The 13,766-nt window shown below is 66.1% G+C and carries 11 protein-coding genes and 3 tRNA genes; 1 reads left to right on the top strand and 13 read right to left on the bottom strand.

Translation table 11 applies throughout. The features are described 5' to 3' along the window. Positions 1-25: 25 nt before the first annotated feature. From ACZK08_RS03530 to ACZK08_RS03515, 4 genes are all read right to left on the bottom strand, one after another. Positions 26-99 (bottom strand) — tRNA-Gly (locus ACZK08_RS03530). A gap of 25 nt (positions 100-124) precedes the next feature. Further along, positions 125-210, bottom strand: a tRNA-Tyr gene (locus ACZK08_RS03525). 137 nt (positions 211-347) lie between these two features. After that, positions 348-1,364: an isoaspartyl peptidase/L-asparaginase family protein gene (locus ACZK08_RS03520; RefSeq protein ID WP_065182867.1), complete on the bottom strand. Its 1,017-nt coding sequence runs from the start codon at positions 1,362-1,364 to the stop codon at positions 348-350. 88 nt (positions 1,365-1,452) lie between these two features. Then, positions 1,453-2,475 (bottom strand): cyanophycinase, encoded by a 1,023-nt coding sequence (locus ACZK08_RS03515; protein WP_478452472.1) that lies wholly within the window; start codon positions 2,473-2,475, stop codon positions 1,453-1,455. 169 nt (positions 2,476-2,644) lie between these two features. Here ACZK08_RS03515 and ACZK08_RS03510 point away from each other — a divergent pair, with 169 nt between their 5' ends. Then, positions 2,645-5,383 (top strand): TonB-dependent receptor plug domain-containing protein, encoded by a 2,739-nt coding sequence (locus ACZK08_RS03510; protein ID WP_065182866.1) that lies wholly within the window; start codon positions 2,645-2,647, stop codon positions 5,381-5,383. Positions 5,384-5,457: 74 nt separating this feature from the next. Here the strand turns inward: ACZK08_RS03510 and ACZK08_RS03505 are convergent, their stop codons facing one another. From ACZK08_RS03505 to ACZK08_RS03465, 9 genes are all read right to left on the bottom strand, one after another. Further along, on the bottom strand, positions 5,458-6,153 hold the full coding sequence (locus tag ACZK08_RS03505; RefSeq protein WP_065182865.1) for a hypothetical protein: 696 nt from the start codon (positions 6,151-6,153) through the stop codon (positions 5,458-5,460). A gap of 611 nt (positions 6,154-6,764) precedes the next feature. Then, on the bottom strand, positions 6,765-7,856 hold the full coding sequence (gene ychF, locus ACZK08_RS03500) for a redox-regulated ATPase YchF (protein WP_053520317.1): 1,092 nt from the start codon (positions 7,854-7,856) through the stop codon (positions 6,765-6,767). 102 nt (positions 7,857-7,958) lie between these two features. Further along, positions 7,959-8,537 carry an aminoacyl-tRNA hydrolase gene (gene pth, locus ACZK08_RS03495; protein ID WP_053520316.1) on the bottom strand — a complete coding sequence of 193 codons (579 nt, stop codon included), beginning with the start codon at positions 8,535-8,537 and terminating at the stop codon, positions 7,959-7,961. 56 nt (positions 8,538-8,593) lie between these two features. Then, positions 8,594-9,214, bottom strand: a complete 621-nt coding sequence (locus ACZK08_RS03490) for a 50S ribosomal protein L25/general stress protein Ctc (protein WP_053520288.1) — start codon at positions 9,212-9,214, stop codon at positions 8,594-8,596. Positions 9,215-9,323: 109 nt separating this feature from the next. Then, positions 9,324-10,283, bottom strand: coding sequence for a ribose-phosphate diphosphokinase (locus tag ACZK08_RS03485; RefSeq protein ID WP_053520289.1), 960 nt, complete (start codon positions 10,281-10,283; stop codon positions 9,324-9,326). A 138-nt stretch (positions 10,284-10,421) separates the two neighbouring features. Beyond that, positions 10,422-10,498: transfer RNA gene (locus tag ACZK08_RS03480), tRNA-Gln, on the bottom strand. Positions 10,499-10,508: 10 nt separating this feature from the next. Beyond that, positions 10,509-11,378 (bottom strand): 4-(cytidine 5'-diphospho)-2-C-methyl-D-erythritol kinase, encoded by an 870-nt coding sequence (ispE, locus tag ACZK08_RS03475; protein WP_065182864.1) that lies wholly within the window; start codon positions 11,376-11,378, stop codon positions 10,509-10,511. Continuing rightward, positions 11,375-12,034 (bottom strand): lipoprotein insertase outer membrane protein LolB, encoded by a 660-nt coding sequence (gene lolB / locus ACZK08_RS03470; RefSeq protein ID WP_065182863.1) that lies wholly within the window; start codon positions 12,032-12,034, stop codon positions 11,375-11,377. The genes ispE and lolB overlap by 4 nt, the downstream gene beginning before the upstream one ends. Next, on the bottom strand, positions 12,031-13,716 hold the full coding sequence (locus ACZK08_RS03465) for a tetratricopeptide repeat protein (protein WP_196768763.1): 1,686 nt from the start codon (positions 13,714-13,716) through the stop codon (positions 12,031-12,033). The genes lolB and ACZK08_RS03465 overlap by 4 nt, the downstream gene beginning before the upstream one ends. Positions 13,717-13,766: the final 50 nt, after the last annotated feature.

Here is a 13,766-nt window from a genome sequence, read left to right as displayed (position 1 = left end):
TCGATAATATTCAAAGTTCATTCAATGGAGCGGGAGACGGGAATCGAACCCGCACCATCAGCTTGGAAGGCTGAGGTTCTACCATTGAACTACTCCCGCACCGGGAAGTGCCACAACGTGAAGCTGGTGGAGGGAGGTGGATTCGAACCACCGAAGGCGTAAGCCAGCAGATTTACAGTCTGCCCCCGTTGGCCGCTTGGGTATCCCTCCGTTTCAACCCCATCCCGTGCCGCCGAAGCGTTGCGGTGTGTGGTGGTGAGCCCGCAATTCTGGAGATGAAGCGGGGGCCTGTCAACGCTTTTTTTCACTTTTTTTCACATGCGTCGCAAACCCTTTGATACGCAAGCCTATTGCCCGGGCAGTGCCAAGGCCTCGTCGGCGAAGATCGCCACATGCGGAACGCCGTCGGCACCGATCCAGCCGCGATACATGCCCTGGGTGTTGAACGGCGTGGCCGCTTTTCCATCGGCGGAGAGCACGATCGCACCGCCATCCCCACCCATCTGCGGAATCGCCTCGTTGATCACGCCCCTGCCCGCCTCCGCCGGCGACTGGCCCTGGTAGCGGATACGCGCGCAGATCTCGTGCGCGGCAGCGGTGCGGATGTAGTACTCGCCCCACCCGGTTCCCGACACCGCACAGCGTGCATCGGCCCAGGTGCCGGCGCCGATGATCGGCGAATCGCCGACGCGCCCGTAGCGCTTGTTGGTCATTCCTCCGGTGGAGGTCCCCGCTGCCAGGCGCCCCTGCGCATCCAGCGCAACCGCACCGACCGTGCCGAAGTGCCGGGCCGTTTCCAGGTCGGCGTGGGCCTGGCCGCCGGCCTCCTCCTTCAGTGCGCGCTGCAGCTGCTGCCAGCGCTTGTCGGTGCGGAAGTACGAAGGATCGACCAGGGTCATGCCCTGCTCGACGGCGAACGCCTCAGCGCCCTGCCCGACCATCATCACGTGTTTCGATTCCTGCATCACGGCCGTTGCCAGCAGGATCGGGTTGCGTACGCGCTGCACGCCGGCCACCGCGCCGGCCGCCTGGGTGGCGCCATCCATCACGGCCGCGTCCAGCTCGTTGCGCCCGTCGTGGGTGAACACCGCGCCTTTGCCGGCATTGAACGTGGGATCGTCCTCGAGAACGGTGATCGCTGCGGTGACCGCCGCCAGTGCAGGGCGACCGGCTGCCAGCTCGGCATGCCCCTTCAGCAGCGCCGCACGGAGTGCCGCACGTGCCGCCTTCTCCTCGGCGGCGGACAGATCCTTGCGCTCGACGCCGGCACCGCCATGGATGACCAGCAGGGGCGACGCATCCGGCGCAGCATGGGCGAGCAACGGCAGGGACAGCAGCGCAGACAGCGCCAGATGAAGCTTCATCGATATCTCCGGAAATGGAAGCGATGGCATCGAGCAGGCTCGACGAGATGCCCAAAGGGAAGCGCCGGCGCGCGGCCGGCAGCAGCGGTCAGCGACGGATCAGTTCAATCCGGCCACCGTCAACATCGACCGCTGCGTGATAGTCGGCGTCGGCCTGGAAGTCGTCCAGCCGCATGCGGCCACCGCTTGCCACCACGGTAACCGGCACAGCGTGGAAACGCAGCGGTTCGCCCTGCGTGAGCCGGTCCGCGCCACGTCCCGGGCGGACCACCCAGACCCTGCCATGACCATCGGCGCTGTACACCTGCGCGCGTCCGTCAGGCTCCACGCACAGCGCGGTGTCTTCGTCCACGCCGATGCCGATCATGTCCGGGTCGCCACTGTCCTGCGCGGCACGGGCGACGAGCACGATCAGGCGACCGAGACGATCACGCCGGTCGAAGTGGGTGTCGGTGACCACCCGCTGCAGATAAGGCATCTGCAGGAAGCCACTGTCCATCGTCACCGCGCTGCCCATCGGGTCGGCCAGCGCGGCGGCGGAGGTGACGCTGCCACCGTCAAGCGCGCCGTAGGCATAGCCACCGAGGATCGCCAATCCGGCACTGGTGCCGGCGATCGGTTTGCCGGCACGGACGTGGGCATTGAGCGCGCGGTTGAGTGCGGTCCCCTTCCAGAAGCGGATGTAGCGCGACTGGTCGCCGCCGGCGATGAAGATGGCGTCGGCCGCGGCCACCACCCGCAGTACGGCCGGGTCGTCGGCGCCACGACGGCTGTCGAACACCAGGGTCTGCACGGCGGTGGTGCCGCCGATGTCATGGTGCAGACGCTCCTGCAGCTCGTCGCTGCCGGAGGCGCGCAGGATCAGCACGCGGCCATTGCCGGCCTGCTTCAACCACCACTGGAACGCCTCCGGCACCCACTCTCCGCCGCCCATCAGCATCATCGCCGGCGCCCTCGGCCCCGGTCGCGGGGCATCGAGATCGCCGGTCTCGTAATAGGCGAATCCCGGCCCCTGCAGGTCCTGCGCGGACGCGGCCAGCGGCGAGCCCAGGAGAACCAGCACTGCCAGGCCGGCAAGCACGTGACGCAGCCTTCGATGGAACCGTCGCATCTTGATCTCCCTGAACAGAAACGACCTGCAAGCGTTTTCACTCTTTGCCAGATGGGTCATCAGTAGTCAAGGGCATGAAAAAGGCGTTAAATGCCGGCGCCCATTGCGGAAATCTGAATGGGGGATGGGCCCCTCCTCTGCGGGCCGGCATTACTTCCGGGAACTTCTCATGCGTAGACAGGCGATGGCGTGGTCGATCCAGCTGGCGTTGATGGGCCTTGCTGCTTCTGCGGCGGCCCAGGCTCCGGCCTCCTCTCCGGTACGGCAGCTCGATGCGGTGCAGGTCACCGGCTCACGCATTCCGCGCGCCCAGGTCGAGGGCCCTGCCCCGATCACGGTGATCGACGCCGAACAGATCCGTTCCAGCGGCTTCACCACCGTGCCGGACGTGCTGCGGGCAATGACCCAGAACGGTGGCGAGACGCAGAGCCAGCAATCCTCCAGCGGCGCCGACTTCTCGCCGGGTGCACAGCAGGTCGACCTGCGCGGGCTGGGACCCAACCACACCCTGGTGCTGGTCAACGGCCGCCGCATCGCCGATTTCCCGATGCCGTTCCAGGGCCGCAGCAACTTCACCGACGTGTCCAACATTCCGCTGGGCATGATCGACCGCATCGAAGTACTGACCGGCAGCGCCTCGGCCATCTATGGTTCGGACGCGATCGCCGGCGTGGTCAACTTCATCCTCAAGAAGAAGGCCGACGGCACCACGGTCGACGTGCGCATGGGTGCCACCAGTGAAGGCGGTGGCGATTCCTTCGACATGAGTCTGTCCAGCGGGTTCAGCGCGGGCCGCTTCAATGCGGTGTACAGCGTGGAGCTGCAGTCGCAGACGCCGCTGTGGGCCTATGAGCGCGACATCCAGGATTCGACCCAGGACGGGCCGACCGAGGGCTCGCGCATCGCCCGCCGTGCCTACCTGCGCACCGACTACAACGATGACTACCTGGATCCGGGCGCGGCCACCTGCGATGCCCTGAGCGGACAGAACCAGGGCAGCACCTACCATGCCTTCCGCCCCCGCTATGGCTACTACTGCGGCAGCGACGCGTCGATCGGCTACGGCACCATCCTCAGCAAGCGCCGCGGCGCCAACGGCTATGCCTCGCTGAGCTATGACTTCGACAACGGCCAGCAGTGGTTCGCCGACGTGCAGATGGGTTACCACACGCTGGCGCTGATGCGCGATGTGACGTCGTGGGGCCGCATGGCCGCCGACGGAGACGAGTCGGGCTACTTCAGCAACGAAGCCACCGGCGAAATCGAGTTCTGGCAGCGCCAGTTCTCACCCGAGGAAATGGGTGGCCTGCGCAACGCGATGGTGCGCAGCACGCAGAAGACCTTCAGCGTGACCACCGGCTTCAAGGGCAACCTGGCCGGCAACTGGGATTACGAAGCGGCGTTGAGCCATTCGCAGTACCAGTCGCGGATCAGCTGGCCGCAGATCATCGCCGGCAGGGCCAACGACCTGTTCCTGGGCCCGCAGCTGGGCGAGGACGATGACGGCTTCCCGATCTACAACGCCGACCCGTCGCGGCTGTACCGACCGCTGACCCGCGCCGAGTACGACGCGATCGCCGCACGCACCACCTATACCCCGAAGTCCCGCACCGAGACGGCCGCCCTCACCCTGACCAACGGCTCGCTGTTCGCCCTGCCCGGCGGCGATGCCGGTTTTGCCGCGACCGTGGAAGTGGGCCAGCAGGCCTACGCGCTGAATCCCGATCCGCTGGCGACCCAGTACTACTACTACAGCTGGAAGGATTCCGACGGCAAGGGTTCGCGCAACCGCTGGGCAACGGCCGCCGAGCTGCGCATGCCGCTGCACGAGACGATCAACCTGAGCGTGGCCGGTCGCTATGACCAGTACCGCTACTCCGGCCACACGATCGGCAAGGCGACCTGGAGCGGCGGCCTTGAGTGGCGCCCGGTCGAGAGCCTGCTGGTGCGCGGCTCGTACGGCACGGCCTTCCGCGCCCCGGACCTGCACTACGTGTTTGCCGGCCCCGGCAACGACGAAACCAGCGCCGAGGACCTGTACAGCTGCCGCGCCGACCAGGCCGATGACTGCTCGGACTACGAGCGCAACGTCATCCGCAGCCGCAGCGGCAACCGCGAGCTGGACCCGGAGACCAGCACCTCGTGGAGCGCAGGCTTCGTCTGGTCGCCGGCCGCAGGGCTGGATCTTTCGGTGGATTGGTTCGACATCGACATGCGCAGGCAGGTGCAGGACATGGACGTGCGCACGATCCTGGCCAGTGAAGCGAACTGCCGCCTGGGCGACGCCGACATCACGTCACCGACCTGCGTGGACGCACTGGCGCGGGTGACCCGGACCGCCGACGGCCGCCTGTACGGGGTGCACGTGAATCCGATCAACGTGGCACGCGAGTCGACCTCAGGCATCGATGCGGGCCTGCGCTACCGCCTGCAGACCGGTATCGGTGACTTCATCTTCAACGGCAGCCACACCTGGGTGAAGAAGCACGATTTCCAGCGCTACACCGGCGATGCGATCGAGGACCAGTTCGCGGTGAACAGCGGCTTCGACATCCCACGCACCAAGAGCAGCGTCAGTGTGACGTGGGAAAAGGATGCGTGGTCGGCCACCGTGTACGGTTCGCGACTGGGCAAGCTGCCCACCTCGGACAGCTACGACCAGGTGTTCGACTGGGACAGCGGCGACAGCCCGTACATCAGGGCCACGTACCGCTACAACGCGTCGGTGCAGTATCGCTTCGACGACCACTCGCGCCTGTCTCTGTCTGTGGTCAACATGTTCAACAAGATGCCGCCGAAGGACGCCACATACACGGCGTACCCGTACTACGACGTCTCCTGGTTCGACAGTGTGGGCCGCACGATCAATCTGCAGTACACGCACAAGTTTGGCGGCAGCGCGCTGTAAGGCGTGCCGCTGCATTGAACTCAGGCGGGAGGACGGGGGCGCAGGCCTCCGCAACCTTCCGCGTGCAGTTCCGCTCAGGACGTAGACTGCGCCGGCTCCGCAAAGCGCCAGAAGACACGGACCACATCAAGCATCTGTCCATGCAGTTCGTCGTACCGGGCAATCACCCCCGGCGCGAACGTCGCATTACCATTCGCGTCCAGCGGAACCGGCTCCCCCAGCGCGCGGGCCATGTCGATGTAGAAATAATGCATATCACCGTAGGGACGCTTGCTGTCCATCAGCATCACTGCTCTCCCCAGCGTGCGGGTGTTCATGCTCCGCAGCAGTGCAAGGTGTTCCGGTGACACTGCCACCACTTCATCGCCCCGGGAGCCATCCGTGGCCGCGGTCAGGACGTAGCGACCGGGCTCTAGCCTTCCCCCGACGATGAAGCTGGATGCGATCCGGGCAAGCCGTCTGGCAAGGGCCTGCCCCTCATCGGTGCGTCGTCCTGCTGGCTCCTGGCAGATACGACCCAGTGCTGCATAGGCGATCAGTGCCTCTGGATCCTCCGGGTCAACAGAGTCCAGGTAGATACCTCCGCTTTCGCTGAAGTCCGCTTCGGGTCGCAGCCGCTCGCGCATGGCACTCAACAGGCTGACCGCACTGCACTCCGGGGCTGATGCACTCCCTCGTGCAGGCCGCACGACCATGTATTGGCAGCCGTAGGCCAGAAGCAACCCGAGGGCCGCGATCGCCACTACCCACCCATACGTTCGCGTCGTCATAGCAACTCTCCGGGTCGCGCACAGGCGTGATGCCGCCCGTGTCAGTGGAAGGGTCAGAGGTCAGCCTGAAGCAGCACCGCGCCGCGCACCATGCAACAAGTCCGAAATCGGAATCTGCTGTCGGCCGTGGTTTTCCACACCACGCGTGGAAAGCGATGGGGGCTTGGTGTGGACAAGTAGGCGAGAGCCTTGCGCCTCAGGCGTTTCCATGCGTGGTTATTTTTTATCCACGGCCGCGATTGTTTTCCACACGGCGCGTGGAAGGCAATGGGAACTTGATGTGGACAAGTGGGTGAGAGCGTTGTCGCGCAGGCGTTTCCAAGCGCGGTGAAATTTTGTCCACGGCGTGCGGACAAGCTTCTGTAGAGCCGAGCCCATGCTCGGCTCCGGCTGGCATCAGCCGGGCATGGGCTCGGCTCTACAGCGGCACGCTGGGTTTTCCACACCGCGCGTGGAAAGCGGTGGGGGTTTGATGTGGACAAGTGTGTGCGAACGTTGCGCTGCAGGCGTTTCAGAGCATGGTCAATTTTTGTCCAGCGCAGGGACGGATGCCGGAAACGCGGACGCCCCGCTCGAGGCGGGGCGTCCGGGGTCGATCCGATGCCGCTGGATCAGACGTTGAAGCGGAAGTGCAGCACGTCGCCTTCCTGCACGCGGTATTCCTTGCCTTCCAGGCGCAGGCGACCGGCTTCCTTGGCACCGGCTTCGCCCTTGTACTTGATGAAGTCGTCATACGCGATGGTTTCGGCGCGGATGAAGCCCTTCTCGAAGTCGGTGTGGATGACCGCGGCGGCCTGCGGGGCGGTGGCACCCTTGCGCACGGTCCAGGCGCGGACTTCCTTCACGCCGGCAGTGAAGTAGGTCTGCAAGCCCAGCAGGCTGTAGGCCGCGTTGATCACGCGGTTCAGGCCCGGCTCGCTCAGGCCCAGGTCGGCCAGGAACGTGTCGCGATCCTCGTCGTCAAGCTGCGACAGTTCTTCCTCGATCGCGGCGGACACCGGTACCACCTGCGCGCCCTCGGCGGCAGCGTGCGCGCGCACGGCTTCCAGGTGCGGGTTGTTCTCGAACCCGTCCTCCAGCACGTTGGCGATGTACATCACCGGCTTCAGGGTCAGCAGGAACAGGTCGCGCACCAGCGCCTTCTCTTCCTCGTCCAGACCCACCGAACGGCCGGACTTGCCGTCAGAAAGCGCAGCCTGCAGCTTGGCCAGCACCGGCTTGCGCGCGGCGGCCTCCTTGTCGCCACCCTTGGCAGCGCGCTCGGCGCGGTTCAGCGCCTTCTCGACGCTGTCCAGATCAGCCAGGGCCAGTTCGGTATCGATGGTTTCGATATCCGAAATGGGATCGACCTTGTTGTTGACATGGATGACGTCGGCGTTCTCGAAGCAGCGCACCACGTGGGTGATCGCATCGACTTCGCGGATGTGCGCGAGGAACTTGTTGCCCAGTCCTTCGCCGCTGGCAGCGCCGGCGACCAGGCCGGCGATGTCGACGAATTCCACGGCGGTCGGAATGACCTTCTGCGGGTTGATGATCGCTGCCAGCTCGTTCAGGCGCGGGTCCGGCACCGGCACGATGCCGACGTTCGGTTCGATGGTGCAGAACGGGAAGTTCGCCGCGGCGATGCCCGCCTTGGTCAGCGCGTTGAACAGGGTCGACTTGCCGACGTTGGGCAGGCCGACGATGCCGCATTTGATACCCATCTTTGACAACCTCTGGGGTGAAATTGATTGGGAAAACAGCGCGCGCGCCGCTTTCCCAAGCTGTTTCAATCGATCATTGCGGGTGCCAACCGGGGTTGGCAGCTACTTCGGGGTGTTCAGGCGCTTCATCGCTTCATTGAAATCGCCCTGCACGGCCAGCGGCATCACGTCGATCGCATCGTCGATGGCGCGCGCGATCAGCAGGTCGTCGTCCTTGGACGGGCGGCCCAGCACCCAGCCCACCACGCGATCCTTGTGGCCGGGATGGCCGATGCCCACGCGCAGGCGATGGAACTTGCCGTGACCCAGCAGGCGGATGGTGTCACGCAGGCCATTCTGGCCGCCATGACCGCCGTCGAACTTGAGCCGCGCCACACCGGGCGGGAGGTCCAGTTCATCATGCGCCAACAGGGTTTCCTCGGGCTCGATCTTCCAGAACCGCTGCGCGGCGGTGACCGATTTGCCACTGAGGTTCATGAAAGTGGCAGGCTTGAGCAGCCATACCGTCTGCCCGGCGATCTCGACCTTGGCGGTCTCGCCGAACAGCTTGCTGTCCACGTTCCATCGCGCCCCTGCCTTTTCCGCCAGGGCCTCAACGAAATGAAACCCGGCATTGTGCCGGGTCCGGGCGTGCTCCGATCCGGGATTGCCCAGACCGACGATCAGTCGCAGTCCTGCCATTGGATCTTCCTGTAGATGCCGGGGCGGCGCCTGCCGGAGCAGGCGCCGCGGGGGCATTACTCGGCGGCCGGTGCTTCTTCAGCGTCGGCAGCGTCTTCCTTGCCGTGCTTGGCGGTGACGATCGCGTCGTCGTGGTCCTTGCCCAGCGCCAGGGCCGGGATTTCCACGCCCTTCGGCAGCTTGATGTTGGACAGGTACACCACGTCGCCAGCAGCCAGGTCGGCCAGGTCGACTTCGATCGACTCCGGCAGGTCCTTCGGCAGGCAGCTGATGGTCACTTCCTTCAGTTCGTGGGTGACCACGACGTCGGCAGCCTTGCCGGCCGGCGAGGTGTCTTCGTTGATGAAGTGCAGCGGGACCGAAGCGGTCAGGGCTTCGTTCTCGTTCACGCGCTGGAAGTCCAGGTGCATGATCAGCTGCTTGTACGGATGGCGCTGCATGTCACGCAGCAGGACCTTCTGCACCTGGCCGTCCAGGTTCAGGTCCAGGATCGAGGCATAGAACCACTCGTTCTGCTGGGCCAGCCAGATTTCGTTGTGGTCCAGGCTGATGGCGACCGGCTCGGCGTTGCCGCCGTACACGATGGCCGGGATCACACCGGCGTGACGCAGGCGGCGGCTCGCACCCTTACGCTGCAGTTCACGCTTGGTGACCTTGATTTCATGGGTCTTCGACATTTTCGACTACTCAGGTTGTTGCCTTGCCCTGCGGCTTGGCGATTGAAGATGCTTCCGCGACCAGAAGCATCCGGGGAAGTCCTTGCCGTTGCCGGCAGGGACGAAAAACTCAGTCCACGTACAGCGAGCTGACCGACTCGCCGAAGGCGATGCGGCGCATCGTTTCGGCCAGCATCTCCGCCACGCTCAGCTGGCGGATCTTGCTGCACACCCGCGCTGCGTCCTTCAGCGGGATGGTATCGGTCACCACCAGCTCGTCGAGCTGGGAATTGGTGATGTTGTCCACCGCCGGGCCCGACAGCACCGCGTGGGTGCAGTAGGCGGCGACCTTGAGCGCACCGCGCGCCTTCAGGGCAGCGGCAGCGGCGCACAGGGTGCCGGCGGTGTCGACGATGTCATCGACCATCACGCAGGTCTTGCCTTCGACGTCACCGATGATGTTCATCACGGTGGAGACGTTGGCACGCGGACGGCGCTTGTCGATGATCGCCAGGTCGGCATCATCCAGGCGCTTGGCCACGGCACGGGCGCGGACCACGCCGCCCACGTCCGGCGACACCACGATCAGGTTTTCCGTGCCGTAGGCGCGCCAGATGTCGGCCAGCAGCAGCGGGGAGGCATAAACGTTGTCGACCGGAATATCAAAGAAGCCCTGGATCTGGTCGGCGTGCAGGTCGACCGTCAGCACGCGATCAGCGCCAGCGGTGCTGAACATCTTCGCCGCCAGCTTGGCGGTGATCGGCACACGCGAGGAACGCATGCGGCGATCCTGGCGCGAGTAACCGAAGTACGGCACCACGGCGGTCACGCTGTTCACCGATGCGCGCTTGAGCGCGTCGATCAGCACCAGCAGTTCCATCAGGTTTTCCGCGCTCGGCGCGCAGGTCGGCTGGATCACGAACACGTCCTGCTTGCGGACGTTCTCTTCGATCTCCACCTGCACTTCTCCATCGGAGAAATGAGAGACCAGCGCCTTGCCCGGGCGAACCCCCAGTTCCTTGCAGATGTTCTGCGCCAGACGTTTGTTGGCGTTGCCGGAAAAGACCAGCAGGTTCGGGGACTCTTGCATCATGATTGTCTCGGGCGGGGACGAGTGGCGGGGATCCGGTGGCGGCAAGGACCACGCCGGACCCTTGCTGCTGACAACACCGCGGTTGTTTCCACGTCCCGCGCGGATGATGCGCTGAAGGCGCGGACACAGCCGCATTGGCAGGGGCGGTAGGATTCGAACCTACGAATGCCAGGATCAAAACCTGGTGCCTTGGGCCTCTTGGCGACGCCCCTGCATTTGAAATCAGTGTTGCTCGAGTGCATCCAGCAGCGGCGAACGCGCAACGCCCGCAGCCACCCTGGCCCGCAACTCCTTCGGCAACTTCGCCCGCCCCTGCTGTGCGGCAGTCTGCGATGCGAATTCGACGAAACAACCACTTCCAGAACCGGTCAGTCGCGCGGTACCGATGTCGCTCAACGCGGCAAGTGCTGCCTCGACGGCAGGCTCGCGGCGGCGCAGCACCGGTTCGAACGCGTTCCCGACCAAGGCCCCGGAAGCGAAGTCGTCTATTTTCGCCACTGGGCTGTCGCGCGTCAAATCCGGGGCTGCGAACAGGACCGGGGTCGGAACATGAACGCCGGGCTCGACCACCACATACCAGGCCGGTGCCAGGGTGATCGGCTGCAGCCGCTCTCCCACACCTTCGGCCCAGGCGTTACGGCCACGCACGAACACCGGCACATCCGCGCCCAGGCGCAGGCCCAGCGCGGCCAACGCGTCCTCGTCCAGAGCGGCGTTCCAGAGCCGGTTCAGCGCCACCAGCACGGTGGCAGCGTCGGATGACCCACCGCCGAACCCACCACCGGCCGAAATATGCTTTTCGACGATGATGTCGACACCTTGGTCGATGTTGGCGACCTCTTTCAGCATGCGGGCGGCACGTACGGCCAAATCGTCGGCCTCGTCCACACCCGGCAATCCCTCACCCTGCCGACGTACCTGGCCGTCTTCACGCATGCGCAGGCCGATACGGTCCCCCCAATCCAGCAGGCGGAACACGGTCTGCAGCTCGTGATAGCCGTCGGCGCGGCGGCCGGTGATATGAAGGAACAGGTTCAGCTTGGCCGGGGCCGGCCACCAAGACCAGCCCGCATCCTCCGCACCCGCGCTCATGGCGCGCCCTGCCCCCACTGGTCCACCAGCAGGCGAACCTTGGCGTCTCCGCTACTGGCTTCGATCCGGCGCGGCAGGGACGGGCGCCCGGCCTCGGCGGGGTACCAGTCCAGGTACTGGATCTGCCAGCCCATCTGCTGCATGCGGCGCGGGCGGCCTTCGCCATCACGCTCGACCTTGCCCGCGCCGGCGGGATCGGCAACCGCCAGCCCACGCACCCACTCGGGCAGGGAGTTGACCGGGATTTCCCAGCCCGTGGCCTCCAGCAGCAGCTGCTGCGCGTCCTCGCCTTCACGCGGGCCGCCGGCCAGTCCCTCCAGGCGACCGCCTCCATGCTGGCTGTCGCCGGTCAGCTTCCAGCTCTGCCGGGTCACCGGTGCACTGAGCTCGATCACGTAGCGCCGCCCGGCCTGCTGCCAGTCGATGCGTCCACTGCCACCGTCCTTGCCCTTGCTGACCGCTACCCGGCCCTGGAAGGACCACTCCGGCTGCGCCTGCAGCGCCGCCACCCGAGCGGCTTCGGCCTGTGCCGCTTCCGCCGACACGGTCTCGACCACGGCCGGCGCCGGTGTCTTCTGGGTGCCCAGCGACGTACAGGCAGTCATGGCGACGGTCGCCACTGCCAACAGCAGCGGCCGGAAAAGGGAAACACTCATGGATTGAATTTCTCGCGGGCACGCTGCAGCGCGCGGTTGTCGGGGTCGAGCCTGGCCGCTTCCTCGAAGAAGTGGCGGGCCTCGTCATGCCGGCCGAGCACCCACAGCACTTCGCCGACGTGTGCGGCGATCTCCGGATCCTTGGCCAGGGTCCACGCACGACGCAGCTGCACCAGCGCCTCGTCGTTGCGGCCCAGGCGATACAGCACCCAGCCATAGCTGTCGACGATGGCGGCATTGTCCGGCTCGGCCACGCGGGCACGGTCGATCAGTTCCAGCGCCTCCTGGTAGCGACCGGTGCGATCGGCCAGGGTGTAGCCCAGCGCATTCAGCGCCGGCACGTTCTCCGGCTCGGTGATCAGGATCTTGCGCAGGTCGGCCTCGGCACGGGCAATATCATCACGGCGTTCCCAGGCCAACGCCCGCGCGTACAGCAGTGCATTCTCGTCCGGGTAAGCGGCCAGACCGCGGGCCAGCGCATCCAGTTCACCTGCATCGTCGCTGGCGCGCTGCCGCAGTTCCGCTTCCAGCAGATAGGCGTCGCGGCGCACCTCGTCGTCCACGCCTGCATCGGACTGGATCGCGTGTACCTCGTCCAGCGCCAGGCTCTGGCGCCCGGCAAGCGCCTGTGCGCTCGCCGCCCGCAGGCGGGCCTCGCTCAGTTCATCGCCGCCCGGCACGCTGTGATACCACTGCACCGCTTCCGGATAACGCTTGAGATACTCCGCGATCTTGCCCAGCAGCAGGCGCTGCGCCGGGTCCGGTTTGGCGGCCTGCCGCGACAGCTCGCTGTACAGGTTGGAAAGGGCCGCCTTGTCTCCCTGCTTGGCCAGCAGCGACGCCCGCATTCCCCAGGTCTGCACGTCCTGCGGCCCTACCGCCAGCACCCGCTCGGCGGCGGCCGGCTGGTTCAGGCTGTCGTAGGCAATGGCCACCGCGTTGCGCAGTTCCGGATCCTGGCGGGTCTTCGGTTCGACCTCGCGCAGCAGCGCCAGCGCGCGATCGGTCTGCCCCGCCTGCTGCAGCTGGCTGGCGCGCAGCAACGCCACGCGCGGCTCTTCCGGGAAGCGCTTGACCACCTCATCGATCATGCGCCGTGCCAGCTCCGGCTTTTCCATCCGCAGCGCCAGGCGGCCGAATTCCTGCCAGGCCTCGATCTTCGGCGGGATGGCGTTGGCATCGACCAGCTCGCCCAGCACCTGCGCCGGCACGGCCGGATCGCGTCCACCGCCGATCAGCGCGGCCAGGGCAAACTTCCAGCCGCGGTCATCGCTGTCCTGCAGCAGGCTCTGCAGCTCGCTGCGGGCCGCCTTCACGTCGCCCTGGCGCATCGCCAGCGCACCGGCCGCGCTGCGCATGGCCAGCGACCGTGGCGCGCGCTGCTGCCACAGGGCCAGGCCCTGGGCGGCGCTGGCATCGTCGTTGGCCAGCATGGAAATACGGGTCGCGCGCTCGGCCAGGCCGGCATCGCCGTCGCTGCGCTGGGCGGCCTGCAGGTACCAGCGCGCCGCCTCGGCCAGCTTGCCGGCCTGCAGGGCGAACTCGCCGGCCATCACCGGCTCCAGTGCCAGTTCCTCGGTGGCGGCGCCCCGCGCCGGGGGCTTGGCGGGCGCCGCCGACAGGGCCTGGCTGCACGCCAGGGACAGCAGCAGAACACTGGGGATGCGAATCAATGCGGGCATCGTCGGCATCGGGGCCTTAAAATGTCGTCCAATGGCCAGCAGCTTATCGC

The organism is Stenotrophomonas sp. 112478_Sma (assembly GCF_056479905.1).
This window is presented reverse-complemented; position numbering and strand designations above follow the sequence as displayed.

Coding starts and splice junctions, on each gene's coding strand:
- ACZK08_RS03520 (WP_065182867.1), bottom strand. CDS start 1,364: ATGAAGCTTCATCTGGCGCTGTCTGCGCTGCTGTCCCTGCCGTTGCTC.
- ACZK08_RS03515 (WP_478452472.1), bottom strand. CDS start 2,475: ATGCGACGGTTCCATCGAAGGCTGCGTCACGTGCTTGCCGGCCTGGCA.
- ACZK08_RS03510 (WP_065182866.1), top strand. CDS start 2,645: ATGCGTAGACAGGCGATGGCGTGGTCGATCCAGCTGGCGTTGATGGGC.
- ACZK08_RS03505 (WP_065182865.1), bottom strand. CDS start 6,153: ATGACGACGCGAACGTATGGGTGGGTAGTGGCGATCGCGGCCCTCGGG.
- ychF (WP_053520317.1), bottom strand. CDS start 7,856: ATGGGTATCAAATGCGGCATCGTCGGCCTGCCCAACGTCGGCAAGTCG.
- pth (WP_053520316.1), bottom strand. CDS start 8,537: ATGGCAGGACTGCGACTGATCGTCGGTCTGGGCAATCCCGGATCGGAG.
- ACZK08_RS03490 (WP_053520288.1), bottom strand. CDS start 9,214: ATGTCGAAGACCCATGAAATCAAGGTCACCAAGCGTGAACTGCAGCGT.
- ACZK08_RS03485 (WP_053520289.1), bottom strand. CDS start 10,283: ATGCAAGAGTCCCCGAACCTGCTGGTCTTTTCCGGCAACGCCAACAAA.
- ispE (WP_065182864.1), bottom strand. CDS start 11,378: ATGAGCGCGGGTGCGGAGGATGCGGGCTGGTCTTGGTGGCCGGCCCCG.
- lolB (WP_065182863.1), bottom strand. CDS start 12,034: ATGAGTGTTTCCCTTTTCCGGCCGCTGCTGTTGGCAGTGGCGACCGTC.
- ACZK08_RS03465 (WP_196768763.1), bottom strand. CDS start 13,716: ATGCCCGCATTGATTCGCATCCCCAGTGTTCTGCTGCTGTCCCTGGCG.